Annotated in this window: 19 protein-coding genes and 6 pseudogenes; 18 read left to right on the forward strand and 7 right to left on the reverse strand. The window is 53.8% G+C overall.

Annotated elements, in window-relative coordinates:
* The first annotated feature begins 172 nt into the window (after window positions 1-172).
* The 7 genes from ACQ4WZ_RS07090 to ACQ4WZ_RS07120 all read left to right on the forward strand — a co-directional run bounded on the left by ACQ4WZ_RS07090 (window position 173) and on the right by ACQ4WZ_RS07120 (window position 4829).
* The gene (locus ACQ4WZ_RS07090; protein ID WP_101480978.1) at window positions 173-538 is read left to right on the forward strand and encodes a putative holin; all 366 of its coding nucleotides are present in this window, start codon (window positions 173-175) and stop codon (window positions 536-538) included.
* Window positions 535-795 (forward strand): hypothetical protein, encoded by a 261-nt coding sequence (locus ACQ4WZ_RS07095; protein ID WP_436572940.1) that lies wholly within the window; start codon window positions 535-537, stop codon window positions 793-795. Before ACQ4WZ_RS07090 ends, ACQ4WZ_RS07095 begins: the two co-directional genes overlap by 4 nt.
* A complete protein-coding gene (locus ACQ4WZ_RS07100; RefSeq protein WP_436572941.1) occupies window positions 792-1229 on the forward strand; it encodes a D-Ala-D-Ala carboxypeptidase family metallohydrolase in 438 nt (145 codons plus the stop codon). The genes ACQ4WZ_RS07095 and ACQ4WZ_RS07100 overlap by 4 nt, the downstream gene beginning before the upstream one ends.
* Window positions 1226-1621 (forward strand): hypothetical protein, encoded by a 396-nt coding sequence (locus tag ACQ4WZ_RS07105; protein ID WP_436572942.1) that lies wholly within the window; start codon window positions 1226-1228, stop codon window positions 1619-1621. Before ACQ4WZ_RS07100 ends, ACQ4WZ_RS07105 begins: the two co-directional genes overlap by 4 nt.
* Complete coding sequence (locus tag ACQ4WZ_RS07110; RefSeq protein ID WP_436572943.1) at window positions 1618-1884, forward strand: hypothetical protein; 267 nt, start codon at window positions 1618-1620, stop codon at window positions 1882-1884. The genes ACQ4WZ_RS07105 and ACQ4WZ_RS07110 overlap by 4 nt, the downstream gene beginning before the upstream one ends.
* 1044 nt (window positions 1885-2928) lie before the next feature.
* Complete coding sequence (locus ACQ4WZ_RS07115; RefSeq protein WP_436572944.1) at window positions 2929-4527, forward strand: sensor domain-containing diguanylate cyclase; 1599 nt, start codon at window positions 2929-2931, stop codon at window positions 4525-4527.
* A gap of 155 nt (window positions 4528-4682) precedes the next feature.
* Complete coding sequence (locus tag ACQ4WZ_RS07120) at window positions 4683-4829, forward strand: DUF4113 domain-containing protein (protein WP_436572945.1); 147 nt, start codon at window positions 4683-4685, stop codon at window positions 4827-4829.
* Here the strand turns inward: ACQ4WZ_RS07120 and ACQ4WZ_RS07125 are convergent.
* Window positions 4784-5059 carry a hypothetical protein gene (locus tag ACQ4WZ_RS07125; protein WP_436573902.1) on the reverse strand — a complete coding sequence of 92 codons (276 nt, stop codon included), beginning with the start codon at window positions 5057-5059 and terminating at the stop codon, window positions 4784-4786. The genes ACQ4WZ_RS07120 and ACQ4WZ_RS07125 overlap by 46 nt on opposite strands.
* A gap of 314 nt (window positions 5060-5373) precedes the next feature.
* On the opposite strand from ACQ4WZ_RS07125, the gene ACQ4WZ_RS07130 reads away from it, so the two are divergent.
* Window positions 5374-9168 (forward strand): Ig-like domain-containing protein, encoded by a 3795-nt coding sequence (locus ACQ4WZ_RS07130; protein ID WP_436572946.1) that lies wholly within the window; start codon window positions 5374-5376, stop codon window positions 9166-9168.
* A 631-nt stretch (window positions 9169-9799) separates the two neighbouring features.
* On the opposite strand, the gene ACQ4WZ_RS07135 is transcribed toward ACQ4WZ_RS07130, so the two are convergent.
* Window positions 9800-10693, reverse strand: coding sequence for a tyrosine-type recombinase/integrase (locus ACQ4WZ_RS07135; protein WP_436572947.1), 894 nt, complete (start codon window positions 10691-10693; stop codon window positions 9800-9802).
* Here ACQ4WZ_RS07135 and ACQ4WZ_RS07140 point away from each other — a divergent pair.
* From ACQ4WZ_RS07140 to ACQ4WZ_RS07155, 4 genes and pseudogenes are all read left to right on the forward strand, one after another.
* Window positions 10652-10873 (forward strand): annotated as a pseudogene (locus ACQ4WZ_RS07140) (TraU family protein); the annotation flags it as partial. The gene ACQ4WZ_RS07135 and the pseudogene ACQ4WZ_RS07140 sit on opposite strands and share 42 nt — an antisense overlap.
* A 159-nt stretch (window positions 10874-11032) precedes the next feature.
* A pseudogene (locus tag ACQ4WZ_RS07145) lies at window positions 11033-11281 on the forward strand (transposase); the annotation flags it as partial.
* Window positions 11282-11677: 396 nt separating this feature from the next.
* Window positions 11678-13396 (forward strand): hypothetical protein, encoded by a 1719-nt coding sequence (locus tag ACQ4WZ_RS07150; RefSeq protein ID WP_436572948.1) that lies wholly within the window; start codon window positions 11678-11680, stop codon window positions 13394-13396.
* 12 nt (window positions 13397-13408) lie between these two features.
* Window positions 13409-13813 (forward strand): hypothetical protein, encoded by a 405-nt coding sequence (locus ACQ4WZ_RS07155; protein ID WP_436572949.1) that lies wholly within the window; start codon window positions 13409-13411, stop codon window positions 13811-13813.
* Between the two features lie 487 nt (window positions 13814-14300).
* On the opposite strand, the gene ACQ4WZ_RS07160 is transcribed toward ACQ4WZ_RS07155, so the two are convergent.
* From ACQ4WZ_RS07160 to ACQ4WZ_RS07170, 3 genes are all read right to left on the reverse strand, one after another.
* Window positions 14301-14738 carry a transposase gene (locus ACQ4WZ_RS07160; RefSeq protein WP_436572950.1) on the reverse strand — a complete coding sequence of 146 codons (438 nt, stop codon included), beginning with the start codon at window positions 14736-14738 and terminating at the stop codon, window positions 14301-14303.
* 71 nt (window positions 14739-14809) lie between these two features.
* Window positions 14810-15787 (reverse strand): hypothetical protein, encoded by a 978-nt coding sequence (locus ACQ4WZ_RS07165; RefSeq protein WP_436572951.1) that lies wholly within the window; start codon window positions 15785-15787, stop codon window positions 14810-14812.
* Window positions 15788-16014: 227 nt separating this feature from the next.
* Window positions 16015-17160, reverse strand: a complete 1146-nt coding sequence (locus tag ACQ4WZ_RS07170; protein ID WP_436572952.1) for a class-II aminoacyl-tRNA synthetase family protein — start codon at window positions 17158-17160, stop codon at window positions 16015-16017.
* Between the two features lie 1001 nt (window positions 17161-18161).
* On the opposite strand from ACQ4WZ_RS07170, the gene ACQ4WZ_RS07175 reads away from it, so the two are divergent.
* The 4 genes from ACQ4WZ_RS07175 to ACQ4WZ_RS07190 all read left to right on the forward strand — a co-directional run bounded on the left by ACQ4WZ_RS07175 (window position 18162) and on the right by ACQ4WZ_RS07190 (window position 25103).
* Window positions 18162-19070, forward strand: a complete 909-nt coding sequence (locus ACQ4WZ_RS07175) for an AAA family ATPase (protein ID WP_436572953.1) — start codon at window positions 18162-18164, stop codon at window positions 19068-19070.
* A gap of 38 nt (window positions 19071-19108) precedes the next feature.
* Window positions 19109-19924 carry an ATP-dependent nuclease gene (locus ACQ4WZ_RS07180; RefSeq protein ID WP_436572954.1) on the forward strand — a complete coding sequence of 272 codons (816 nt, stop codon included), beginning with the start codon at window positions 19109-19111 and terminating at the stop codon, window positions 19922-19924.
* A complete protein-coding gene (locus ACQ4WZ_RS07185) occupies window positions 19917-21092 on the forward strand; it encodes a UvrD-helicase domain-containing protein (RefSeq protein ID WP_436572955.1) in 1176 nt (391 codons plus the stop codon). The genes ACQ4WZ_RS07180 and ACQ4WZ_RS07185 overlap by 8 nt, the downstream gene beginning before the upstream one ends.
* Before the next feature lie 126 nt (window positions 21093-21218).
* Window positions 21219-25103 carry a CHAT domain-containing protein gene (locus tag ACQ4WZ_RS07190; RefSeq protein WP_436572956.1) on the forward strand — a complete coding sequence of 1295 codons (3885 nt, stop codon included), beginning with the start codon at window positions 21219-21221 and terminating at the stop codon, window positions 25101-25103.
* A gap of 267 nt (window positions 25104-25370) precedes the next feature.
* Here the strand turns inward: ACQ4WZ_RS07190 and ACQ4WZ_RS07195 are convergent.
* Window positions 25371-25502: pseudogene (locus ACQ4WZ_RS07195) on the reverse strand (hypothetical protein); the annotation flags it as partial.
* A gap of 76 nt (window positions 25503-25578) precedes the next feature.
* Here ACQ4WZ_RS07195 and ACQ4WZ_RS07200 point away from each other — a divergent pair.
* Window positions 25579-25896, forward strand: a pseudogene (locus ACQ4WZ_RS07200) (transposase); the annotation flags it as partial.
* Between the two features lie 13 nt (window positions 25897-25909).
* Here ACQ4WZ_RS07200 and ACQ4WZ_RS07205 read toward each other — a convergent pair.
* Window positions 25910-26110, reverse strand: a pseudogene (locus ACQ4WZ_RS07205) (hypothetical protein); the annotation flags it as partial.
* Here ACQ4WZ_RS07205 and tnpC point away from each other — a divergent pair.
* A pseudogene (gene tnpC / locus ACQ4WZ_RS07210) lies at window positions 26083-26712 on the forward strand (IS66 family transposase); the annotation flags it as partial. The pseudogenes ACQ4WZ_RS07205 and tnpC overlap by 28 nt on opposite strands.
* Window positions 26713-26745: the final 33 nt, after the last annotated feature.

Raw genomic sequence — 26745 nt, forward strand, 5'->3', positions numbered from 1 at the left:
AAGTGGGGTTCGTGTACACGCTAGGCGCTGGGGTTGCGTCCTATGCCGCTGGCTCGACTGGCTGGACCCGCATCATTGCCGCGATTCTGCTGGCACGTAGCTGTTGTAGACATTCCTCCCCAAACAACCCGCTTCTGCGGGTTTTTGCATTTCCACCGCCTGAAAGGCATCCATGACTGAACCCGCAACAATTACCGCCGCCGGCGGCGCACTCGCCCTTGGCACCGTGACCTTGACAGGCTCGATTCTCGGGCTGGAATACGACGTGCTGCTTGTCGGCCTGGCTGGCGGCCTAGTCGCGCTGTCGATGGTCGACCAGACCAGCCGCCTGAAAATGGTCATTTCCGTCATGACCAGCGCCCTGGTGGCCGGCTATGTCGGCCCCATCGCGCATGCTGGCGCACTGGAGTACTTCCCTTGGACGGCGAAATCGGCCGATGCTGTGCGCTGGTTCTGCGCATTCGCCGCTGGCGTCTCGGCGCAAACCATCGTACCGCTGGCCTTGGGCTGGCTCAAAAAACGTGGAGGCGCACAATGAGCATGCTCACCCTGAACTGGCTGGCCGGCATCGTTCTGCTGGCCCACTCTCTGTGCGTGCTCAATCGCATGCACCGCCGCAGCAACCATCTGTACCGCTTGTTCTACGTGCTGTTGGGCGTGGGCGCCGTTGCCGTGCTGACCGGCCCGTTGTACGGCTACACGCAGCCGCCAACTGGCGAGGTGCTACTGAATGCAGGTATGGCGGGCGTGGTCATGGTCGGCTGGTTTGCTAAAAATCGGAGGGCTGTGCCATGAAATTAACCGAACACTTCAGCCTGGCCGAGCTGGTCGCCTCGCAAGTGGCTACCCGCAAGGGCATCGACAACGCGCCGGGCCCGGCCATCATCGCCAACCTCACGCGCCTGGCCGCGCTGCTCGAACAGGTGCGCGCGCTGGTCGGCGGCCCGATCACCGTTTCCAGTGGCTACCGCTCGCCGGCGCTGAACCGTGCCGTGGGCGGCGCAGCCAGCAGCGCCCACGTGCTGGGCCTGGCCGCCGACATCTGCACCAACAAGCTGGCACCGAAAGCGCTGGCCCTGCTGATCCGGCAAAGCGGCATTATCTACGACCAACTGATCTACGAGGGCACGTGGGTGCACATCGCGCTGTCGGCCGGCGCGCCGCGGCGCCAGGTGCTGACGGCAAAGTTTGTCGGCGGCGGCGTCAGCTACGTGACGGGCATCGTATGAGCGCCCTTGGCACGCTGGCTGCCGGCGCCGTCAGCGGGATCTGGAAGGCGGCAGCCGTCGTGCTCGCCGCAGCGCTGCTGCTGGTGGCCAGCTCCACCGGCACCGGCTGGTGGCTGGCCGCTGGCGACCGTGACGCCGCGCGCGCTGCGTTGGTGCTGGAGCAAGGCGTTAGCGCGCAGATGCACAGCTCGATCACCGAGCAAAACCTCGCCATCGATGGCATGGCCAAGGCAACCCTGGCGGCGCAGGAGCGCGGCGCTGCAGCACAGGTGGCAGCCGCTGCCAGGGGAAAGAAGTATGACGCCGCCCTAGTGCAGATCGCTGGCGCGCGCGCCAATACCTGCGACGAGGCCATGCCGGCCGTCAGGATGCTGCTGGAGGGCGTGCGATGAAATGGATGCTTGTATTGCTGCTGGCCGGCTGCAGCAGCGCGCCAATGATGCCGCAGAGGGTCGAAGTTCCCGTCTTTACACCATGTGTAAAGGTGGTGCCGAAGCGGCCGGCCTACGAATTTGACAGGCTGACGCCGATGGCAACGGATGGCGAGATCGTCCTGGCGCTGGCGCGAGACTGGCCGCGCGGCCGGAAGTACGAAGGGGAATTGGAGGCGGTAATTGCGGGCTGCATTCCGCCAGATGAAAAAACAGAGCGCTGATTATCGCAGCGCCCGTTCATGCGTTTTCACTTGCGCTATAGAAAGAACGCAGACTCCACCGGCCAAGAACTGGTTTTGCCATCCTCTGGCACAAGAGCAGCGATAGCGCCAGTTTCTATAAGTTGGCATGCGATTGCCGAAGCCTCAATCGTTGCCCCTCGTTCCGTTTTGAATACACTAGGCGTCGGGATTTCAATAATCGGAGAGTACTGGATGCCTGCATGAGCACGAAGCAGTATCATCCCCTGATACATTCCGTTCGCCTTTCTGTAGCTGAGTATCTGGTACTCGTATTCACCATGTTGCATTTTTCGATTGGTCTCCATGGGCTTCTACTTCAAGTCGGATTACAGTGAATAGATTCGCAGAGGTAGATTTTAGCTCCAACTTTGGCCAGGGAAAGTATAGTTTTGCAATCATTGCGCAATCGAACTTTTCTATAAAACCCTTGTAGTAGTGGCATGTGTGCTGACCACACCTCTCGCCGTAAAGAGCAGATCGAAGCTCTGTTCGATGTTCGATCAGCTCAACTCGATTTGCCGCCAGAGGCATGGCCCGGCTATATGGCGCCGATCCTGCGAGGTTCGCAGGAGGCGCCCGGTGAACTAGAAGTGGCGCCGGCCATGTTCGGCATGGCGCCCCATTGTACCGACCACAAGCTAGCTGTCAGACCTACAACGCGAGCACGGACACGGTAGCTTGTATGCCGTCCTTCCGCAGCGCCTAACCCTTGCGCCCGCAGTCACCGCATAAGCCGCCCATGAGGCGGCTTCTTCACGTCCCGAAGAATGACGTTGCTATGGAGCTAAGAAAAATCCTCATTTTGGCCCACCTCGAGGTGGTGCGCCAAACGCTCTCCTATTTTTGGCCGGATTGGGGCCGTAACTCAATTTCAACAGAAGCCGGAACCGCTGGGCATTCATTTATGAGTGTGGCGAGGCAGTGTTGTTTTTTAACTTTTTCACATCTTATTTGTTACGATTCGTGAGTATTTTCGGGTGTATTCGGTGCACACTTTACACAATTAAAACCCGGAGATGTTCGATGAGTGCTTCAAACCAGCTGCTGCAGCGTCTGATGGGGACAAGCTTTAAGCGCTTTTCCTTATTTCCATTGGCGATTACATTTGTCGTCGTGGTTTGTCTGGCACTTCTTGCAACCCAGCTATGGACAATATGGCGTGCAAGAGAGGTGCAAATAAGCGAGGCAGGTCTGGCAAGCGCTAATCTGGCGCAGTCCGTGGCACAACATGCCTACGACACGATCAAAGAGACTGATACCGCATTGGTTGGATTGGTGGAACGTTTAGAAAATGACGGACTCTCGGCCATTGAACTGTCGCGAATTCATAACTTGCTGGTTTTGCGTGTAGGTGAATTACCCCAATTGCAAGGGATTTTCGTCTATGCAAAAGATGGAAGCTGGCTGGTCAATTCTCAGAAAATATTGCTGAAGAATTTGAATAATTCCGATCGAGAGTATTTTAAGTACCATCAAAATAACAGCGACCGCAGCCCTTACATAGGCCCCCCTATACGGAGTAAGTCGACAGGGGACTGGATTATTACGGTGTCGCGTCGTTTTAATCTTTCCGATGGCAATTTTGGAGGGGTTGTTCTTGCTACAATTAATATGAACTACTTTAGATCGTTTTATGATAGATTTTCTATAGGGGATCGAGGTGCAATTTTCATTGCAAATGGGAGTGGAACACTTTTGCTAAGAAGGCCATTTGAAGAAAAAATGCTTGGACAAGACATATCGAAATTTCCGCTATTCAAAGACCACTTATCGAAGGCCCCTGTAGGCACCGCATTAATAAAATCAAAATTGGATGGGGTTACACGTATCAATAGCTATAGGAGAGTAGAAGAATACCCCTTGGTCGTCTCCGCCGCATTGTCCCAAGATGAGGTTTTGGCTAGTTGGCGGGCTGAGTCGTATTTGCAAAGTGTGGTGGGAGGAGTTTTGGCACTAGTTATTGGATTCCTTGGCTATCGTATGGTGAAACAAATAGATTTTCGATCAAGGGCCGAAGGAAAGCTCTTGGAGGCCAGCAAAGAATTGGAGCAAATCAATGAAACCTTGGCCCGTCTTGCCAGCCAGGACGGCTTAACAGGCCTAGGTAATCGGCGGCACTTCGATGAGTCGTTATTTTGTGAGTTTAGTCGTGCGCAGCGCGGTGAAACTTCTATCGGCTTGGCCATGATAGATGTCGATTTTTTTAAACAATACAACGACATCTACGGCCATGTTGCTGGTGATGAATGTCTTAGAAAAATCGGCAAGGTGGTGTCCTATTGCATGCGCCGGCCCGGTGATGTTGCTGCTCGTTATGGTGGCGAGGAGATGGCCGTGCTGTTGCCCGGAACGGACCGTCTCGGCACCTTGGAGGTTGCTGAGAGCATTCGTAGTGCCATTCAATCTATGGGACTTGAACATACTGGAAACCCGATCGGTGTTGTGACGGTCAGCATTGGCATCGAGGCTTTTTCTCCGATTTATTTAGAAAACCAGCCTGTTGAGTTGGTTGAGGCCGCCGACAAAGCATTGTATAAAGCGAAAGAATCTGGGAGAAATCAGGTCTGTTGTGCGACTTCTTGCCAGGGGGCTCGCGTCGAGAGAAGCTCTGTTGTCCTTTAATTGGTAACTTTGCTTTTCAAATTTGATAGGAGTGCGGGAGCGTTCGCAGATTATGATGGACGACAGCAATCCTTGCATCTGGATTTAGTTGCTCATTAGGAATGATTTCGCTCACGCTTGATACGGATCCAGACCGTTCGCAATCAGTACACGCCATGGCTGCGCTGAACGATCGTTTCGGACGGGATACTGTGCATCTCGGCTCTGCTGACCTAGTCAGGGGCTTGACAATGTTGTCGGAAAACCGCACGCCTCGTTACACCACGAACTGGACGGAACTGCCGAAGGTGATGGCGCAGTAAAACCTGGCATGCTTATTGGCCTCTACGTGAATTTCGATGCCACTGCCTCGTGGAGTTACGCTAACAGGGGCTTGGGGAGCGCTACAGTAGTTCGACCAGACCTGCATCAGCAGGCTGAGTTTTTCCAGCAAGTCGTCCCTGCGATACGCTGCCTTCACCTTGTCAGGCAAGCTGTGCGCCAGCGCATTTTCGCACACCTCGCGCGGGAAAGAGTTTGCAACCGATTCCAAGCACCAGTCGCGGAACGTCGACCGGAAGACTTGCACGGGGATATTAGACCGGCTCCGGTGGCACCGCTGCCGGCGTTGCGGCCGATCCCAACGGTGGGTTACCTCCTGACGCAGTGGCTCGAGATATTCAAGCCTCAATCCTGCAGACGGAGGAAATGGCTGCGACGGGGTGGGCATGCCAGGCGTTTGTGAATCGGAATGGCATGAGTCAGTAGCTTCATGCAATCGCCCTGTGTTGCCTACGGCTATCATTTATTGACAATGAGCTTCAGCTCCAGTAGCCTGAAGGTATTATCTAAAACACAAAGAAAAACATGTCCCAGCCCCTTTTCTCTAATTTTAAAGCCTATATCGGCGAGCAATTTTTCACGATGTATTTTGATGTGGCGCTCGATGCCGCGCATCCGCCGCCAATCGAGGCCTTCAACGTGTTTATCAATTACACCTTGGTTTCGGTGGCAGGCGTGAAAGTCGATAGTGTCGCCAAGACCGTCACCTTGACCTTCGACGCTCCGCCGCTCATCGCCGGCGACATCGTCGATTTCTCATACTTCGATCCGAGCTTCGGCAACGAAGTCAATGCCATCCAAGGCGAGGACGGCGCTGATGCGCCCGATTTTAGTGATATGACCACCGTCTCCGGCGTCCGTCCCGGCCCGTCCGCACCGCCGACGCCGGCGCTCTCCAGCGGCAGCGACAGCGGCATATTGGGCGACGGCATCACCAATGACACAACGCCGACGGTGACTGGCACCGCCGCCGCTAATGCCACCGTCCAGCTATACGACACCAACGGCACCACCTTGCTGGGCAGCAGCACCGCCGATGGTTCCGGCAACTGGAGCATCACCAGCAGCACGCTGGGCCAGGGTGTGCATACCCTGACGGCCAAGGCCGTCGATGGCGCCGGCAATACCAGCGCCGCATCGCCCCCGTTGTCGATCATGCTCGACACTACCGCTCCGGGTGCGCCGGCCACGCCGACGCTCAACCCCGCCAGCGACAGTGGCGTATCGAATTCGGACCACATCACGCACGTGACCACGCCCGTCATCAGCGGCACGGCCGAAAGCGGCAGCACCGTCGCCTTGTACGACAGCGACGGCAGCACCGTACTAGGTACCAGCGTGGCCACCGGTGGCGTATGGAGCATCACCAGTAGCGCACTGGCTGACGGCGTGCACAACCTGAGCGTCAGGGCCACGGATGTTGCCGGCAACAGCAGCGCCGCCTCCAGCGGCTTTTCCTTGACGCTCGACACCATCGGCCCCGTCGGCATGGCGCTGAGTACGACTTCGGTGGCGATGTCCAACGCCACCAACGGCGCCACCATCGCCACGCTGTCGGCCACCGATGCCACCGCCATCACCTACGGCTTCGCGGTCGGCAACGGCACCACCGACGCCGACAACGGCAAATTCACCGTCTCCGGCACATCACTTGTGGCGGCGCAGAGCCTGGCCGCCGGCACTTACCATATCTACATGAAGGCCACCGACGCTTCCGGCAATGGCGCGTACCAGATTTTCGCCATCCAAGTGGTCAACGCCCCCAGCGTCACCGCCATCGAGCGCACCGCAGGGGCCTCGCTCACCGTGCCGAGCGTCGCCACCTCGGTGAACTACACTGTCACCTTCGACCAGTCGGTCACCGGCGTCGACACCGGCGACTTCACGCTGACCGCCACCGGCAACGCCGCCGGCACCATCAGGGGGGTCGTCGGCAGTGGCAGCACCTACACCGTCACCGTCGATGGCGTCAGCGGCGACGGCACGCTGCGGCTGGACCTGAACAGTAGCGGCACCGGCATCCAGAACGGCTCGTCGGTCGCTATTGTCGGCGGCTACGCGGCGGGCCAGATCTTCAGGCTGGACCACACGGCCTCCGCGCCGTCCACTCCGGTGATGACGGCCGGCGCCGACACAGGCACTTCCAACACCGACGGCATCACCAGCAATGCCATGCCTGAATTCACCGGCACCGCAGAGGCCAACGCCACCGTCGAGCTGTACGACACCAACGGCACCACCTTGCTGGGCTCGACCACCGCCGACGGCTCCGGCAACTGGAGCATCACCAGCAGCACGCTGACCGACGGCAGCCATACGCTGACGGCCAAGCAGACCGACGCCGCCGGTAACACCTCGGGCGCCAGCGGTGCATTGGTGGTGGTGATCGACACCAGCGCCGCAGCGCCGGCTGCACCCACGCTGGCCGTTGCCAGCGATGGTGGCGTGCTGGGTGACGGCATCACCAAGTATGCCACGCCGACCATCACAGGCACGGCCGAAGCCCATGCCAGTGTGACGCTGTACGATACCGACGGCACGACCGTGCTGGGTATTGCGACGGCCGATGCCAGCGGTGCCTGGAGCCTCGTTTCTTCTCCCCTGAGCGACGGCAGTCATACGCTGAGCGTGAAGCAGGTCGACCTGGCAGGCAACGTTTCGTCCATCAGCGCCGGCCTGGCGCTGACCATCGATACGCAGGCGCCATCCGCGCCGTCCGTTCCTGTGCTGGCAGTCGCCAGCGACAGCGGCACCGTGGGCGACAACATCACCGATATCACCGCACCTGTCATCAAGGGCAGCGCGGAGGCCAACGCCACCGTCAAACTGTACGATACCGACGGCACGACGGTGTTGGGCACGGCCGTCGCCGATGGCGCGGGTAACTGGAGCATCACGAGCAGTACGTTGGCGGTTGGCGTGCATACCCTGAGCGCCAGGCAGGTCGACCTGGCCGGCAACGAGTCGTCGGCCAGTGCATCGCTGGCGCTGACGATCAAGGCCTTGCCAACGCCGTCGCTGCCGACGACACCCGTTACCTCGATCGATGGCGTGGACGTGACGCAGCAGCCGGTTGCCTTGCCGGGCGGCGGCACAGGTACCCAAACCACGATTCCGATCGTCAGCACCGACCGCAGCGAATCGACCGGCAATGCCAGCGTCGCCGACATTCCACTGGTAACGGCGGGTGTCAATAACCTGCTGCTGGCGCAGCTGTCCCCCGGCTTCGGCTTGACGGCCAGCGGCGGAGCCAGTCAACCGGCCGGCAGTTCGATCGAGCATCTGCTTCAAGCCATCCTGGCGGCCACATCTGGCCATGCCGCCAGCGATCAGGGGCATCTGACCGGCAACGGCCTGGCGTTTTTGAACCAGTTGGCCGCCAGCGTGCCGCTGCTGGTACAGACCATTGTGCCGACCAGTACGCCGACGGCGCCGAGCGGCGCGCTGACGCTGACAGGCACCAGCACCGACGCGCAACACACGGCGTTGGTCATCGACGCCAGCCATCTGGCCGCCGGCAGCTCGCTGGTGCTAAACGCTGTGGATTTCGCCGCCATCGTCGGTGCCGCCAACGTGGTCGCCAATACCAGCGGGCAGGTTTTGGCGGGCGACGCCGCCAGCCAGCAATTCACGGTTTCTTCAGCCAGTGGCGGCGCAGTATTCTCGGGCGGCGGCAACGATACCCTGCTGTTCAATTCGCCGTCGGCCGCACCGGCCGGTGCCACGGGAGTGGCCGCGCGGGCTGCTGCCGGCGCTGACACGACCACTATCCTGCACGGTGGACTGGGCAGCGATACTGTGGCTTTCAGCGGCGCTAGTTCCGACTACACGGTGGAGGCCCATGAAGGCTATCTGATTGTGACCGCCAAGACGCAGCCGACGCAGCACGCGCTGGTATTGAACGCGGAGAACCTGAAGTTCAGCGATACCACGGTGGCCGTGGAAAATCGAGGGGTGCTGACGTCGATTGCCGGCCTGTACCAGGATATCATGGGGCGCCAGGCCGACTACTTGGGCATCGAGTACTGGGCCACGGCGGAAAAGAATGGCGTCAGCATGGGCAAGATTGCGCTCGACATGATCAGCGCGTCAGAGAGCCACCTCTTGCAGTCCACGCCTTTTAACGGTAATAGCGCGCATGATCTGGAACTGCTGTACCAAGGGATCTTCAGTCGCCACAGCGATGCTGGTGGATTGACGTACTGGAGCGACAAGATGGCGCAGGGCATGAGCCTGGAATTGGTGGCGCAGAACATGATCGCCGCCGAGGAAATGAACGGGCACAAGGTGGCGGTGCAGGACTGGAATTTCTTCGCCTAGCCGTGCCGTCGGTGCGGAGATCTGCTGCCTGAGGTCTCCGCTCGCCTGAGCTATCGGGTGTGGTGCGACATCAAATAACGATTTCGCGCCGCACACCAAAAGGCCTATTGATGCCTATCAAGGGCGGCATGGCGAAGGACCGGGCTGCCGCCTGTTGTTTTGGCCTGGCGGTTTGCATTGGCCGTACGCTACAGGAACCCGGCCGTCCCGCCACCGTAATTGCGCTGTGAGTTCTCGCTCTGGTGGTGATAGCTGACGGGCGCGCTGTAGCGGGCGGCGAGGGCAAAGCTGTCGATGCCAACTATGTGAGAAAACCTTGGGCAGCTGGCTGGGCCTGTGTAAATTCCTGTGTAATTTGGTGCAATTTAATGGCGTTTCATGCCTGCCACTAAGAAATTCCCCCTATGAGAACCCTGCAAAATCGTGCTCTCAATGGCATTCACACTGCAGGGGTCGCAAGTTCGAAACTTGCACTTCCCACCAAAATTTTCGTTTGTATTCAATGACTTAGGATTTCCAATCTTGTCTAAATACGAACTTGGGGCAAACTTGGGGCAATGGCTTTTTCGTCCATTGTCCAGCCCAAAACGATACGGCCGCTTCCTGCGGCCGTTGTCATATCCAGCTATATTTAATTGTATTTCGGGAATTCATCCGCCCGCTGCGGGTTCGTCTGCGCGTACAGGCGCAGTAGTCGTTCCCTGCGTCCATGGTCCAGGCCTGCGACAATCCACTTGCCGTAGGTGCGCACGATCATGGTCGTGTCCGCATGGCCCATTTGCGTGGCGACATACAGCGGCAGCGCGCCGAGCATGAGCAGGTTGGAGGCGAAGGTGTGGCGTGTCTGGTAGGGGTTGCGAAAGCGCACGCCGCTGGCCTTGATGATGCGTTTCCAGCAGTTGTAGATGGGTTTGTCTCCCTGCCACGGCTTGCCGCAGCGCGGGTGCAGTAATACCGTTCCGGCGCCAGCGCCCGTCAGCGCGTACTGTGCCTGCAGCGCGGCTAGCGCGCCGCAGCGCATATCGATCGTGCGCAGGCCGCTCAGCGTCTTGGCGCGGTCCTTCATTTCTCCATCGACGAACGCCCCGGCCACGCTGACTTGGTGGTTCAGCTCGTCCACGGCCGGCCATTGCAGTGCGATGTATTCGGATGGGCGCATGCCGGTGCAGAAGGCAAACTGCAGCATGTTGCGCTCTTCATCGCGCTCGCAGGCTTTCAGGATGAGTTCCATCTCATCGATATTGAATGGGTCAGCCTTGAACTTGCTGACGCGCTGGTCGCGCGGCAGCAGCTTGCCTAGCTTGATGCTGTCGAAAGGATTGGATTCCAGGTCGCCCTCGGTCACGCCCAGTTCGATGGCGTTGCGCATCGGGGTGAGGATCAGCTGGATGGTCTTGCTCTTGCCGTTCAGGCCCATGATCCACTTGCGCAGGTCGCGTGTGGTCAGTTCAGCGGCTGGCTTGTCCTCCCATTGGGGAAACAGATGGTTTTTCGCTACCTGCTGGTAGCAGTTGTAGGTCGACAATTCCAGGTTTCGCTTTGCGATCTGCAGGTAGTCGCGCAACAGGTCGGTACCTGCACGGGCGCCTTTCCGAACCCGATCACGGATATTTGCTGGTCATGCATCCTGCCGATCTCCCTGGGCAGCGTCACCCTGGGCAACCTGGGCGGCCAGGAAGACACCGCCAATCCGCCCAGTCCGATCTGCACGTGCAAAGTCAATCCGGTGATAGGCCTGTCCATCGGCTTTTGGGAATCCCAGCTGATATATCCCATCCCGGGCACCGACAAGGAACTGGGCAAATGCTGCCAGCCTTTTGGACGCACTACCATCGCCTGGGGAGCGGGCAAGGAATACCCGGTCACCCGCATCGCCAATGCCCGTAAAGACTTCCTGCACAAAATTACCACGACAGTCAGCCGAAATCACGTGCTCGTCTGCATTGAGGATTTGCAGGTAGGGAATATGTCCAGGTCCGCCAAAGGCACTGTCGAACAGCCGGGCAAGAAGGTCAGCCAAAAGTCGGGGCTGAACCGCGCCATTCTCGATCAAGGATGGGGCGAGTTTCGGCGGCAGCTAGACTACAAGATGGCGTGGAACGGCGGTATGCTCCGCCAGGGCGAACGGGACGTTTTCGACGATGACTTCGCACCGCGCGGGATCTGACGGTAGTCGGTACCACACCAGCCAGACATGTACGGACTACGGATCGGAATGGCGGTAAGGGCGCTTACGTCACTGCTTCAACAACAAGCTGCTCCGGGTCTTACGAAAAGCCGCATGTCAAACGACTTGCGAGTCGTCTAGTGAGTTCATGCCGATTCAGACGGACAATTTCCTTGTTGATGAATGATTGGATCGTGATCGCGGCCAGTGATTTGATTACGACGTATTGAATTTCTACCACTTTGTAGGTTTTGTTCTTACAACCTGATAGTCTATAGTCATATCTTTGAGAGAAAAGGTAATGGCTACGCGCAAGCGGACGCTTGCCACTATGGAGACAGAATGACGATTATGGAACTGATTGAGCACCTTCTACCTGAGGGGGCCGATGCCTATGACTCTATGAAGGAGGTTCAAGAATATCCACTGAATATAGACAGGGACCAGTGTCCGACCTGGCCGATCGATCTCTTCGCAGTTGTTGGGTCAATCATTGAAAGATCTGGTTGTTACACGCTCGCTAGTCCTGACCGCGCGCGACTTGTTGCTCATGCCGAGTATCTTGATTTAATCATTGAGACTGCCAAGGAGTGGAATGCCAATGTTAGTGAAGTGCCCGCCTTGGTGAAAGATTGGTGGGCTGCGGTCGTGTTGGTCTATGCAGAGACACCAATCGATCGAATTGGACAGAATTTAAACTTGGTTAAATTACTCTTGAGCTTGTTCGCAGTTGCCGATGAAGCATGTATCGGCATGGGATGGGACGTGAATCCTGATAATGCAATGGGCCACCAGTTTTCATCCATCGCTTTTGCTGCGCTGACGAAGGCCAACCCCGCATTGGCTCTGCCCTACGTTCCTAAATCGTTATGTGTTATGGTTTCCCCTGATCTCGCTGTAGTCTTACCCAAATCGATCAACTCGGCGGTAGGTTGTACTATCCGTAGTCTTTCCCATTATTTGGCGCTTTTGCCTCCCAGTTCAGTGCTGGATACGTCTTGGATTCTGTCCAGTAAAAAATCGGTGGTTGTAGTTGGATCTGATCTCACCGCTCCGTATGACATGCGACTTTTGCTCATCCCATTTCCCTATACGATCGATGCGAGTAGTTTTAAACGAAGCTCACCACGCACGCCGCTCGGGAAAAATCATGTGCCTGCTTACTTCGAGTTGGTCACCCGTTGGCTTAAATCAGAAGGGAAGTCATTAACAGGTCAGCAATTGGCGGACGATTTAATCGTGCCGCTTATTGATCAAGCGTTTGTAGAAACAGGGGAAAAACCCAACGGTATCATTCTTCCTGAGTGTGCTTTGACGACAGCGCTTGCTGGCGAGTTAGCCGAGGCGCTAAGAAATACTGGTATTGAATTTCTTATAACAGGCGTTCTTGATACGTCTGATGACGGTACCCACTACAACCGAGCGCTCACGATTGCATTTCAAGAGGGGGGAGATGTCACGATCGCTGAGCAAAATAAACACCATCGTTGGCGGCTCGATCGGGGTCAAACTGAGCGGTACGCTTTACATTTCGATGATGATCCTGGGAATGATAAATGGTGGGAAGACATTGATGTAAGTCAACGTAAATTACCTTTCCTGACATTGCGTAAAGACATGTCACTTGCTACTCTGATATGTGAGGATCTCGCGCGTACAGATCCAGCCATGACGGCCATTCGTGCAGTGGGGCCTAACTTAGTGGTAGCATTGCTGATGGATGGGCCACAATTGTCCACCCGTTGGCCTGGCCGTTACGCGACAGTGCTCGCAGAAGATCCTGGTTCGGCGGTGTTGTCGTTTACGTGTGCGGCGATGGTAGATCGGTCAAACTGGCTAGAGGCCAAGCCCGCTAGATCGATTGGATTGTGGCGCGACGGTGCGGGGCGGACACAAGAGATCGGCCTCCCTGCTGACAGCCTAGGTGTTGTGCTCACCTTGCAATCCAAGCAAAAGCACCAAAATACTTTGGACAATCGGTCGGATAACTCCCTATCTCGACAGCTGACATTACGTACGGTTGTGCCACTTTTTCTTGTGAAACCACCGCTTTGGATATAGACTGAATTCATTATGTCACCTCCTAACATCAAAATCCATTCTGGAAGTCGGAAACCATTTGCCGAAGAGGCGCCTGTTGTCGAGGCGGCACGTCAAGCGGCGGCCGATATTGCTCAGAAGTACGGAAAAATCGAAGGAGCAGCTTTGTTTAAGGGCTCTGCACACATAGCTGCTCTACCTACTGTTCATCCACAGGCCGTCGATATAGCCCGTGAAGCGCTCTCCCGGCTGTCTAATGTGTCGAACGGTATTATAAATATTCCTATGAGTGTTACAGGGCAAAATGCGCTGACAGCGCTGGAGATCGCAAAAAAAAGGAGCGATCCCGCGACCGTAAGACTTCGCGAGGCACTGACAGAGGCAGGGGCGGGACAGAGCATGCTTGAATCGCTGCGGCGGTTGGGCATCAACGTGTAGTGTGATACCTGAGAACTAAGAAACGGCCATTAGGCCGTTTTTTTTGCCTCCCATTTGTCAGGGGGGCGTCATTGGGTAATCCCCCCATTTTTAGAGCTCTCTAAAAGTAGAGGTTAAGTGGCCATGGCAAACTTCTGTTTTAGCTTGATACCGTCAGGTGCCATGTCGCGCCGGCCGAGATCGCAACTCCACCGCCAGCGCGCAAAGCCCCCGATCTGGCTGAGCGCACGAAACAGATGACGGGCTAGTTTATCGTAGCCAACTGTACCGCTATAGCGCGCAAAAGCAGGCGCTCTGCTGTTGCCTCTGCCAGCTATGCCATCCTTCGCCGGCAGTGATAGGTAGGGGAGGTCAACTTTTTCTTGCGCGCGGTAGGAGTCTCTGCAGGGCAGGGGATAGCAAGGTCAGCCCCGATTTCGTCGTTGGATCCGGCTGCTACGAGATCGCATACAAGGTGCCTGGTAAGACGCCCACTTTACTTACTTGTTTAGTTTCGTGCGATCATATTCCTCGTCGCAGCGAGATCCTGCTTTGTACCGAGGTCGCGCTTGAGGAGTTGATCGCAGGCTTGGGTCTCGGGTAGCAGTCGCCATGCGCAGCCTGTACGCAGCACGTAAGAGCACGCATTGACGAGATATCGGCGGCTGTAATGCACGGGCGTGCCTCGCTGGCCCGGTGTACGCTCGAACAAATCGGCAACCAGCTCCCATTCGGCATCTGTCAGGTTCGTGCTGTATGGCGAGATGGCCTCGCGCCGGTGAGCTGCCGTATAGCCATACCGTTTGGCGCCCTCGGCTCGCACCGTGACCGTACGGCGCAGTGGCTTGAGCCGTACGACGCCCAACGCGCGTAGGGCACGACGAATCGTTGCTGCGCACACGCGCAGAGCGCAGCGGTGATGCAGCTCATCGGCAATTTCCTGCAAGCTGGCCTGGGCACTATAGTAATAGTGTTTAAGCAGATATTATTTTGATTGGCTACCACAAAATCTGCTCATTAAATCCACATAACAAATTCTTGAGGGCGATATTCCGCCCCCATTTCGTCACATATTTCCCGCCCATCGAAACACTCCAATATTTCTCTTGGAACAGTTCTTCCGTGAGGGTTTTGAAAAAACGCCTTCCAAGGGAACTCTCCCTCTTTTCCATAATCTAGTGGATGAGAAATGCCGTCCATTAAAGGTTCGCTTCTACAAGCTCTAACGAGTTGATATAGGTGGCGAATTACAATTACTCCCGAGATGTTTTCGAATCGGTGAGGCCGTCCATCTTGATCCCTAAAAAATGAGTTTTCCGTCAAGAGGCCGCAGTCCGACTGGATGAGCGAAGAAATTGGCTCATATATGTGGTCGTCCCAACATATTACGAGAATTCCGATGAATCCCGGATCCTCCAAGGCAAAACCAGAGAATTTTTCATTTGCACTGATTAAAAAGTCCTTAATTGGATTATCGCGCGGCAGCGTTGATGACTGGCCATCTGCCAATTTTTCAATGATTTCTTTTGGTGCAAAGCGCGAAGAAAATTGAATGGGGTTCCCTGAACGCGACTCCCAATGCTTGAAAATTGCTGGGGCCTTCACCTCAACACCAACGTTATGTGTAGCAGTTGAGAACAGGATTTCGGGGTTTTTTTTCGATTCCTGGGAAGTAGGTTCGAGGTCAAACGTAGCTTGTCCCTCGCTGTACCAGCTTGCAACACGAGAGATTACATGGAGTTCTGCAAGCTGCTGAATAAGCTGCTCCCAATCTGGCATATGCTTCTCCCTTCCCGATACGCCTGCCAAGCGCTCGATGAACTGCAAGGCATAACCAGGCATCTTGGCTTCACAGATTAGGCAAGCTGAAACTACTGATTCAGCCAGTGGATGTAGTCTGCCGTTAAATTGAGTCCCAAAGTGATAACTAAACCAGTGCCAACTCTTGAAAATCTTCGAGGAAGCGATAACGCGCAACAACTCCTTCTCATCCATGGCATTCCTTTGAATTTAGTGATGCTGTCAGGCGCGGTCCTGCCTCGATGGGCCACCAATAGCATGTCCGTTTTACGTCATCGACGATGTCTGTGGCCGAACTCGGCCGTTCGCAATGCTCAGTGTACGGCCCGTATTGCTCCGCTGGCAAGTTGGAGTTTCGACAGGCGCTCTTAAAACCACCGCATTTCAGAACGCTATTGGCAGCAGTACACCTGTATTTTCGCTTAAATGTCAAACCATTTAGGTATCGCCTTCAGCACCATATCAGTCTCTTCTGGATTTGTTTTCGCCCAAATCGGAAGAATTCGAGAATAATGGGCATAGGTGCGTATGTGCGGGTATTTGATGTTAGACGGCAAAACATTGAAATCGATGTGTTGCCAACGTTCAGGGTTAACTTTCAATAGACAGAAAAACAAGCCTAGCCGTATGCCCTCAACGGGCGTCATTTTTTCGTAGTTAAGAAGTACAATCCAGAAAAGAGGGAACCATAGAAGGTAAAAAGGCATATTGGTAAGTTCTTCTGTCTCAACACCAGCGTGTGCATAGCTGTGTCGTGCCATTTTGATTCGCTCAAGGTGCTCTGTGACGACGTTCTCCAATTCAATACGATTTGGAGTTACAAGCGCTGTCAGACGTTTGATCGTTTCATCTGAGTTGGATAATTCGTCCAATTTCGCAAATGATTTGTTGAAGAACTCGCTTATGAATTTTTTTAATCCATTTTTTTCGCCATATTGGTTTTTTGCCAGGATCTCAATGCTGGATCTTGCAAATATTGGCTTATCAAGGCTGTTGTGCAGCGAGTATGTGCTCCAACACCTGTTATAGAGCCTCATAGCCGTCAATAGGTCTTCATCTGTTATATTTTCAGAAAGAAAATCAACGTATGTGAAGAGATTGAAATCTTTTCTCGCCGAAATTTTCCGGTGCTTGAGAGAGACGCGGGACTCATAATAAGTTTTAAGAGACTCCGAGAAATTATATATTCCATTTGAAAGATAAACCTTGTGTTCAAACGAGGGATCTTCATTTGTCTCAATCAGTCTAAAACACTCAAAATTTTCACTGGAGACATAACCACCATGACTCATGACGTGCGGTGGATTATAGAGGAAGTAGCCGAACTTCAACCTCTCAAGAACAATGAATGTTAGCCTGTCCACCTCTCTTGTGTAAAAGTCCCCACTTTTGAATCCATTAACCTCGATCAATGAACCATTACCTTCAAAAATCCCTTTTGGTCGCAAGTCACCATATTCGGATTTTTCAAAAAACGGAGTGATTTTGAATTTGGAAAATTCAACGACTGTCGCTGTCTCCAAAAAAGGAAGGTAATAAATTATTTTTCTTTCTTCTAAGCTGCGCATGTGAAAACCCCGTTGAATTGAAACATCAGTTATAGGCAGACTGAAAGCATTCATGTCGGCATTAAGAGTCTAAAGTATCTCTAACAAAACCTTCCTAAGCCGGCAAGCAGTGCGGATTCAATCGGTCAACGCAACACTTTAACTTAAATGCATCATTGCAGAGTGGAAATGATGCGAAAGAGTACTTGAATCGATTGCGCCGTGCCCTGCGGAACCTGAGATTGCCGTCGCAAGGCGTTTTTCGATGGGAACGTTAATGCACGAACCTCCCGAAGCTCAAGTAGCTTATGCTAGCGCGCGCCATGAGTCTTTGCAGGGCAGGGGAGATAGACCCGGACCCGATCTCGTCGTTGGATAGGGCAGCTACGAGACCGCGCACCAGGCGCCAGGCAGGACACCCAGCATGTATCGGTTGCATTTAGTTGAAACAGGGCGAGCTGAATACTTGGTAAAAATAGCCGCGAGTGGCCAAGGAAAGACGTATCACTCTCCATCTTGTAATAGGTGTAGATCGGGACACCTTTTAACGGTTTCACAGGCTCAGTCGAAATTTTATTCGCCGTGTGCTTCATGTGGCGGAAGGCCTGGATTTGTACGTAAGACGAAGTAAAGCGAAGCGGGCAACTGACCCTGGTAATCCCCCCATTTTTAATGCGGGCGATGAGTAGACCCGGCCAAGGGTGGGGGAATTTGAAGTGGCCAACGGGGCTAGTAGCGCAATTCTATCCGGCTTATCAGCAGGGTAGTCCAGACGGTGCTGGGAATACGCTTACGTTGCACCAGCATTTTTCGCGGGATAAATGATGCCTTAATCTAAAATCGAAGGCTCATCGTATACGAGCAAAGATGCAAACGCTAACATCCGTGACAATCTGAGAGTATTCCGAGCTGAAAGTTTGATATCGTTGTCTGGTCGTGAAATTTAGCGGCATTTCTTAACATAGATTGCTCACGCATTTTTTCTAAAACCCTAGCCTGTCGGTCAAGCTTTGGAGGACGCAGTGCCAAAGATTCGACACATTGAAATTCGAAATTTTAGGAGTATTAAAGAACTTTCCTGGTTCCCTACCCCTGGAGTCAACTGCCTAATCGGCCCAGGCGACAGCGGGAAGACAACCATTTTAGACGCCATTGATGCCTGCTTATCTGTCAGGAAAAACATGGAATTTTGTGACGCCGACTTTCACGAGTTGGATGTCGAGAATCCCATCGTAGTCCAAGTTACCCTCGGCGCCTTGCCTGAGCACTTAATGGACTTAGATTCCTATGGTGAAGTCCTTAGAGCGTTCAGCGAGGAAAAGCAGGTAATTGAAGATGAGCCGCGAGAGGGGCTTGAAGTTGTTCTCACGCTGGAACTTCGCGTCACGGCGGACCTTGAAACCAAACGTACGCTCTACTCCGAGCGCACATTTTCTGAGACTTATCAAAAGCAGTTGCTATGGAAGGATCGCGCACTGTTTGCGCCTAGTCGCATTGGGAGGCACTCCCACGCAAACCTTTCATGGACGCGTAACTCAGTACTCACAAAGCTGTCAGAAACGAAACTAGCCGTTGGAACGGACTTAGTTACTGCCGCGCGTGATGCGAGAAAAGCTTTCGGCAACCGAGCTGGCAACCAACTAACTGAAGTCCTTGAACTCGTCACAAAGAAGGCTGTGGAACTAGGCGTCGACATTGGTGAAACTGCACAAGCGCTCTTGGACGCTAACGCACTTTCTTTCTCCGACGGCGCCATTTGCCTCCATGCTGAAAACGGCGTTCCGTTGCGAAGCCTAGGTACTGGCTCGACACGACTGATTTTGGCGAGCCTCCACAGGGAAGCCTCGACTACGGCAAGCACCCTTCTAGTCGATGAAGTAGAGCATGGGCTGGAACCCCCCCCCGGCTTATTCGTCTGTTGCACTCGCTAGGGTCAAAAGACGAAAAAACGCCGCCACTGCAAGTCTTCATGACAACCCATTCACCCGTTGTAGTCCGGGAGCTGAGCGGCGACCAACTCGTCATCGTTCGCAGGGAGACACTTGGAAAACATACTACCAAGATTGTGGGTACCGACGACGCGATTCAGGGAGTGGCTAGAACATATCCAGAGGCATTCCTCGCACGTACAATAGTGGTGTGCGAAGGAGCGAGCGAAGTGGGTCTCCTTAGGGGTGTCGATCGATACTATGCGTCCCAAGGGAAGCCCTCAGCATACGCGTCAGCAACGGCCTTTGTTGATGCCGGCGGTCGATCGCCAGAACATATTCTGCGGAAAGCCGGTGTCTTCTCTAAATGGGGCTTCAGTACTCTTGCATTTCTCGACAGCGATGTAGCAATCGACGACTGGGACGTCGACATCGCCGAAGCCGAAGGGGTTGAAGTTCATACTTGGGAGGGGAAGCTTGCCCTCGAAGAAGCATTATTCACCTTGCTACCGGACTGCGCCATTGACGCGTTGATAACCCTAGCGATAGAACTGAATTCGGAAGATTTGGTTGCAGGAGCTCTTGAAGCGGTATCTTCCGGAACACTTACCCTCGCCTATGTGCTGAGTCTGGTGGGCGGAGATGCAGCCTACTCCGACGATGAACGAGCTATCTTGGGAAAAGCAGCAAAACTCACGACTAAAGATACCAAAACGGCTCCGGGTCGGAAAGGCTGGTTCAAGTCAATAACAAAGATGGAACGGGTCGGCGCCGATGTACTCGGCCCTAATTTGGCTGACTCCGATGTTAAATTGAAGGATGTCATGCAAGCACTTTTTGCCCACGCACATGGCTGAACCTGAAATTGACATCTTTAGCCAGAAAAAAGTGAGCGTAATGGCGCCTGCTGGGTGCGGCAAGACCGAACTTATAACCGCTTCGCTGAAACACGGCGCAGCCTCCAAGCCTGCACTTGTGCTCACACATACAAACGCCGGCCGAGCAGCACTAGAACACCGTTTGAAACGTGCTGGAGTGACCGCGTCAACTGCTCGGGTCGCAACCTTGGATGGCTGGGCCATCCGTGTCGTTCAGAGTTTTCCAAAGCGTTCAGGTCTGGCTGACCGCACGTTACGTGTACAAGGCGCCACAGCAGCCTTACCTTCATTACAAATACCATGGCGATGGAAGCGCGCTGGGGCACCCGAACTTGGAGACTGGTTGTTGGAAGTAGTTCGTCCGGCTCTACATACGGGCCAGCCAATCGACCTCACCCACGCTCCGGCGCAAGTCGAATGGGTCCAGCTCAAGGGCTCACCGAACGAGTTCCCAGAACAGCGACTTGCAGCAGCCAAGAAACGATATGCGAATGCATCAGTACTTCTCATTGCAGACAGTGCGAACAAGCAAAGTCAATGGGACGCCGCAGCACGCGGTCGCGCACATATGGTCGAAGCACTCGACATGAAAGATTTCGTCGAGTTTTCCGCACGATTCGATGCGCTCGCGGAGGATGCGCTCGAAAAAACAATTGCCTTCGCCGCAAGCTTAATGAGTGGCCTCTCCCCCCAGGATTTAGTCAAACGGACGCGAAGCTTGGAGAGCGGGCGGGCGAGAACTCAGCCGACTCACCTTGAAGCATTGGCATTACAGTTTTGTATAAAACCATCGTTCGGTGCAGCAGCAGAACTTCTTGAGAAGTTTGGCAAGTCGTCAGAAATATACATCTACAGACCTGACGTAGCACGCCTCTGCATTAAGGCTTTGCGGGCTGCAAACGCAGGCCTCACGTTCCAAGCCGCAGCGATTCGAGAGCGCGAGCGTTTCCGACACATCGGACGAATGATGCCAAACCGCGCCGTTGGAAGCACTCTCTTACTAAAAGGTCTTGAATCCGACATAGCAGTAATTCTCGAACCAGAACGCATGAATGCTCGCCACCTTTACGTAGCCATGACTCGTGGAAGCAAGAAATTGGTAATCTGCTCAAGGCAACCTGTGCTTATTCCGAGCACGCGATCATAGTTTAAGTATTTTATGCGACACTGCTAATAAATAAGAATCACGCATATGCGCGAGCACAAAGAAGATCACTGATTAAATCGGTGAAAAAATAACAGCCGCGAGAAATCGATCTTTTAAGAAAATTTTATGGAAACCACGAAAAATCTAACTGCCCCTATGACCAATGGATTCGACCCTCGCATTGCATTTCCTGAAATATATTTAGAGATCGCCGATTTGATCATTGGCGCAGGCTTTGAAGAGATCATCGGACGAACAGCATCCTTTCTTCTCCTAGCTGCACAGGATGGCGAGGGTAAAAAACTATTCCGAAATGTTACGATTGTGCTTCCGCCCAAACTTGCAACCGATGCGGACGCAGCGAGTATTTTTTTAGCTCTCAACAAAGGAGCTAAATTTATCAGAGGCAACGAATTCGACGATCAAGAAATATTAAATCTCAAGAGCAGAATTCGGATCGAGCATTGCAGGTCACTCGCAACTGAGGATGTAATAGAGCTGATAAAATCTGAAGTGAAAGAACGACATATTGTTGCCATAGTGGATGCGTCAAAATACCGATCTACTCGTGCAAATATTTCTCCAATTTCTGGAATCACCGCAACGCGCGCTGAGGAAGACATGTGGTGTCCGCATGTTGCTGTCCTAGCGGAGGAGGTAATCTCTGTCCTCATCGGCAGTGAGTCGTACGCAATCTTACAAGTCAATGAACTACCTCCCACTCGGCCCGTAAACGAGGAATTGCTGAATGCTGTTTCACACTGCTACCCCATATATATACAAAGTGGAATAGTTGAAGAGTGGAAGGTCGTTTCGGAGGCCGAGCGTTGGATCGGATTGGCGCTTACCGGGAAAATAAAAGAAGTGCGCGCTGAAATTGAAAAACTTAAAATTGATCAACATCAACGCATTCATTTGCTCGCACAAGTGTATTCAAGAGCCGGATGCTTTGATCAGTTACTGGAGCAAATAGATGAACTGATCCGCATCGGCTTAAAGGGTATGGAAAGTTCCCAGCGCATTCAATTAGCTTCAATGGTGATGAAGGCGGGAGGAAAATCCCAAGCAACTGATCTAATTAGAGAAGCAATCATTGGAGCCAAAGACGAGCACTGGATTGAACAGGCTTTAGAGGTAGCTCTCGAACTACGAGATGATGTTTTAATTGCTGAGGCCGATCAGCAACTGGCATCAGTCCTCCCCAACTCTGCATTCTTGCGAGAGACCCGGGATCGTCGCTTAATTCTGAATTGTATAAATACGGGCACGGATCAGAAATTATTCCCTAGCATCGGATGGGCTCCGCAACACCAAATAATTTTCGAATGGCTGTCTGTAAATGCCGACAGCTATGACGAGCTATTTCTAAAAATAAAAGGGGAAGATCCCAGCTGGGAAGAATTAGCTCGCGTCTGCAGTGCGCTGCACGCACATAAGCAGGGAAACGATTTTCTAGCTATTGAACTTGCTCAGTCTGTTATCCAGTCGCCACAATATGACCGTCAAGCAGCACAAGTGCTCCTCCAGGCAGTGCAAAAACTTATGCTAAAACAATCGATTGCTCCGTCAGATTCAGACTTTTATCGCGCTCCACTTGCTACAGTCGTCGATTACCTTTCAAAAGCACCTCATGACACGTCAGTTCGTAGTCGCCTAGCGCGCCTATTTTCCATAGAGGCATGTGGTCTGATCGGACTTCCGATAATTTCCGCACTTACTCTAGCAAAGGCGAACTCGGAATTAGGCCGCCTGCAAAATAGCATCTCTGAAGAAAAAAAAGAAACGTCACAACAGCTTATTTTTCAGAAAGAAACCTCATCATCTAATAGTGCAGGTTTGGACAAAGAATTTACAGATTTCTTCAGGAACGCACTTCAATGGATGAGCGAAAAAGGCGCTGCGGAATATGGTGTTACCCACCTTCCGATTGGGCTGGTTCCAAGCAATGTAGACGCCACAGTTAGACGTTTGATCAACATACTCGGGATTATGGCAGCGAAGCACGGCGCCGAGCTCGACATAGAGACAATGGAAAAAGTCGTCGCAGTAATTTGTTCAATCACGCACTACGCCGACGAGACAAAAAACGAAGACCTGAGCGCGCTAAGAATACTTGCAGATCGGCTGGCTGATTCCTCGCAATATCAAGATGCTCGTAATATTGCTGAGCAACTTCTTAGACTGTGTCGAAATGACACTGTCAGGTGTCGCCTTGTCTGGAACGCGTACGGGGATATCTATCATAGATGCAATAACCATGTGGAAGCTCTACTCGGTATCGCATGCGCGATGGCGAGTAGCGTCGACGTAGACGGTGAAGTACTCTGGCAAGAGGTTTATGCGTTAGTCCGGGTATTGCGCGATTTACACTTTTTTGAGCTAGCCAAGGAATATCTCCCATTGCTAGCACGACTTCTTGAACAGCTTGGGGTCGACCCACATACTGACATTCGCCTATCATCGTTGGACATAAGCATTCGCTTAATGGACACGGACTCTAAAGATTCTGAAGGGATTGCAAGACTAGTAGCTGATGCAAGTAAAAATTGTGCCGCATTGTTAGGCCGCAGGGACAATCTCCTTCCCGCTGCACTACTACTTGCTCAAGCTATTGGTAGATCTCACAGCGCTGCTGTTCCCGTTGATGAAAAACACAATCAGGTATTTAAAGAAACCGTTGCTAAGCTGGATGAAAGTGCAGCAAACTTCGTCTCAACTTTTTCAAGTTTCACACCTGATGTGAAGAGCACGCTTGCTTTATTTAATGACGTACAAAAAGCAATGTATGCCGCTGATACCCCAAGCGACTATGCAAAAGTTACTATTGTTGCGCGTAGACTGCTCGGTCGTCGACGCAACGGACTGAGTACTGACCCGAAAATTGTATTCCTTGCTACCGAACTATTGGCAGAACAAGCGATCGAAATGCCAGCTGGAATTCCACATAAAACGCTGTCAGCGGAGTGGCCAACTCAATTTTGCAGCAGCCTGGCGAAAGAAAATATCAGCATAATCAGTGCCGCTCTCAGTGACGATGGCGAGATTTTACTCGGGGAAGTGGACTCTCATGGCGAAAGACTCATTCCACAACCAATTCACGCAAATTCCTTTCGACAACGCTTGTCAAATTGGCTCCAGAAGCACCCGCGGCGTTACGGAGACGCAAATGTTAATGCTCTCGAGATCGAACGGTCTATCGAACCGCTTGAGTTGAAAATTCCTGCCCCCACCAGATTGCTCATTGTTGCAGAACCTGCCCTGCAACAAATTACGTGGAACTTGGCATTGGTACAGTCACCAGACGGATTTCCATACTTTTTGGGAACATCCACCGCAATTGGAACTGTGCCGTCATTATCGTGGCTATCTGCCATCAGAAGTGCCCCTCGAACTGCAAGTGAAAAGTATGTTGCCTGGATCTCAGCGGACGATTTGGCGGGAGAGATTTCACCATTGAACATCGCGTTCGACAACCTTCAAGAGACATTCAAGAAATACCAATTCGAAATCGATTCAAGCGGTACTATTCCGGCAGCAGCATCCAACGCCGCAATTGCAGTTGTCGTCGCTCACGGAGGCTTGGCTTATGACCAAAAATTTATTCACTCTATTCGAGACGAAGGAAAACTGATATTGGCTCCTAGTGCGTTTGCTCGTTCTTTTGCCGGTACTGAAGTAGTCATTCTATTCGTCTGCAGTGGTGGCCGTATGGACAAGCACCCCCATGAAAACACGACCGTCGGCATGCCAAAGCTTTTGCTTTCTTCCGGAGTTCGTGCCGTAGTGGCATCCCCATGGCCGCTAGATTCGCTGATGACATTCCGCTGGCTCGACCCATTCATGTCGTCCTGGGAGTCAGGAACAACGATTATCGACGCCGTCAAAACAGCGAATGATTGTGTTGCGTTTAAGATGGACAGGAATCCACAACATTGTCTAGCAATGACTGTGCATGGGGACGCGTTGCTCAGGAAGTCCGCAACGGCCACGACTTTAGAGCAAGGGCTCTGAGCGACAATGGCACCCAACCACTGGCAAATAAACACTCTTTTCTAGGGGGCAGCCTCATCGCGAACCTTTCGGCGCCGGGCCTTGAAGTACCGGACCGGCGTGTCAGTTCACAGCGAACGCTCTTGCTAGCTGATGGTGAAAAAATGATGGTGAAAAAATGTCAGATTTCCTACGCGGCTAAAAAAAGTGTTCATGAACAGTTGTTTTGCCCATATCGCATTGTCTCGCTCGCAAAATATAGAACGTGAACAAATCAAGTCAACATTTATATTGAATCACCTCCTCGCGCCGCTGGTGTTCGAAATTCACATCGATGTCGGGCGGTTCATCGCGCTCGCGCGAGATAAAGCGCTCGAAGAGGAGGGTGCCGCGCGAGGGATCGACCTCGGTGATGCCGAGGCAGCCCCCTCTGTCAAAATAGTTGTCGCCTCCAGCAATTGGAGTTCTAATCTGCCCTGGGGCGATGGATTTGACGATGACAAAATACACCAACGAGAAGAAAGAGCATGCGCTCAGCCAGATGAGCGCGCCGCATAACAAGCCTGTGGCCGCAGTGGCGCAGCTAACCGGAGTGCCGGAGGCCACGCTGTACCTGTGGCGCAAGCAGGCGCGCGAGCAAGGCCGCGCGGTGCCTGGCGATGGACAAAATCCCGAGCAATGGAGTTCCGCCGACAAGTTCGCGGTTGTGCTGGAGGCGGCCCCACTGAACGAGGCTGAATTGGCAGCGTACTGCCGTCGCAAGGGATTGCTGGTGGAACAGCTGGAACGCTGGCGCACTGAAGTCCAAACGGCCTTGACGTGTACCGGCAGTAGCACACCGCCGAATTGGCCGCCGATCCGCGCCCCTGGCAGAGGATTTTTTGCGAGCGGGCGAAGCGCACGATGTCAAATACCGTCAAAAAATACGGTTCATACTGCATGTCGCCGATCAGTTCCAGCTCATATTCGAGCTGCGCCTGCACGTTGTCGGGAATAGCGTGCGGGTAGCGCCAGTGCGCGCCGATATGCGGGTTTCAACGCCTTGTTCGACGACGGCACGATCCGCGAAGCGGCCTGCTGGGCGCACGCTCGGCGCAAATTTCACGACCTGCACGCAGCGCGCGCAACGCCGCTGACTACCGAGGCGCTGCGCCGGATCGCCGAGCTCTATCTGATCGAGAGCGAGATCCGGGGCAAACCACTCGACGAACGAAGGCAAGTTCGACAAACCCTCTCGCGCCCACTGCTCGACGACCTGGAGCGCTGGCTGCGCAGCATGCTCGATACTTTATCGCGCAAGTCCGACACGGCGGCAGCAATCCTGTACGCGCTCAAGCTATGGCCCGCGCTGCTGCGCTATTGCGACGACGGCGCCATCGAGATCGATAACTCTGCGGCCGAACGCGCCTTGCGTGGCGTGGCCATCGGCCGCCGCAATTACTTGTTCGCCGGCGCCGACAGCGGCGGCGAGCGCGCCGCCGCGATCTACTCGCTGATCGGCACGGCCAAGCTGAACGGTGTCGACCCCGAAGCCTGGTTGCGTCACGTGCTGACGCATATCGCCGATCATCCCGTCAATCGGGTTGATGATTTCTTGCCCTGGAACTGCAACCTGCCAGCAGCCCTTTGAGATCACGCCGCTTCCCAGCGGCGTGACGCCATC

The organism is Janthinobacterium darwini (genome assembly GCF_051380905.1).
Classification (GTDB): Bacteria; Pseudomonadota; Gammaproteobacteria; order Burkholderiales; family Burkholderiaceae_D; genus Janthinobacterium.

Bases quoted from the DNA above. Each gene is read 5' to 3' on its own strand.
- ACQ4WZ_RS07090 (WP_101480978.1), top strand. From the start codon at position 173: ATGACTGAACCCGCAACAATTACCGCCGCCGGCGGCGCACTCGCCCTT.
- ACQ4WZ_RS07095 (WP_436572940.1), top strand. From the start codon at position 535: ATGAGCATGCTCACCCTGAACTGGCTGGCCGGCATCGTTCTGCTGGCC.
- ACQ4WZ_RS07100 (WP_436572941.1), top strand. From the start codon at position 792: ATGAAATTAACCGAACACTTCAGCCTGGCCGAGCTGGTCGCCTCGCAA.
- ACQ4WZ_RS07105 (WP_436572942.1), top strand. From the start codon at position 1,226: ATGAGCGCCCTTGGCACGCTGGCTGCCGGCGCCGTCAGCGGGATCTGG.
- ACQ4WZ_RS07110 (WP_436572943.1), top strand. From the start codon at position 1,618: ATGAAATGGATGCTTGTATTGCTGCTGGCCGGCTGCAGCAGCGCGCCA.
- ACQ4WZ_RS07115 (WP_436572944.1), top strand. From the start codon at position 2,929: ATGAGTGCTTCAAACCAGCTGCTGCAGCGTCTGATGGGGACAAGCTTT.
- ACQ4WZ_RS07120 (WP_436572945.1), top strand. From the start codon at position 4,683: ATGGCTGCGCTGAACGATCGTTTCGGACGGGATACTGTGCATCTCGGC.
- ACQ4WZ_RS07130 (WP_436572946.1), top strand. From the start codon at position 5,374: ATGTCCCAGCCCCTTTTCTCTAATTTTAAAGCCTATATCGGCGAGCAA.
- ACQ4WZ_RS07150 (WP_436572948.1), top strand. From the start codon at position 11,678: ATGACGATTATGGAACTGATTGAGCACCTTCTACCTGAGGGGGCCGAT.
- ACQ4WZ_RS07155 (WP_436572949.1), top strand. From the start codon at position 13,409: ATGTCACCTCCTAACATCAAAATCCATTCTGGAAGTCGGAAACCATTT.
- ACQ4WZ_RS07165 (WP_436572951.1), bottom strand. From the start codon at position 15,787: ATGGATGAGAAGGAGTTGTTGCGCGTTATCGCTTCCTCGAAGATTTTC.
- ACQ4WZ_RS07170 (WP_436572952.1), bottom strand. From the start codon at position 17,160: ATGCGCAGCTTAGAAGAAAGAAAAATAATTTATTACCTTCCTTTTTTG.
- ACQ4WZ_RS07180 (WP_436572954.1), top strand. From the start codon at position 19,109: ATGACAACCCATTCACCCGTTGTAGTCCGGGAGCTGAGCGGCGACCAA.
- ACQ4WZ_RS07185 (WP_436572955.1), top strand. From the start codon at position 19,917: ATGGCTGAACCTGAAATTGACATCTTTAGCCAGAAAAAAGTGAGCGTA.
- ACQ4WZ_RS07190 (WP_436572956.1), top strand. From the start codon at position 21,219: ATGGAAACCACGAAAAATCTAACTGCCCCTATGACCAATGGATTCGAC.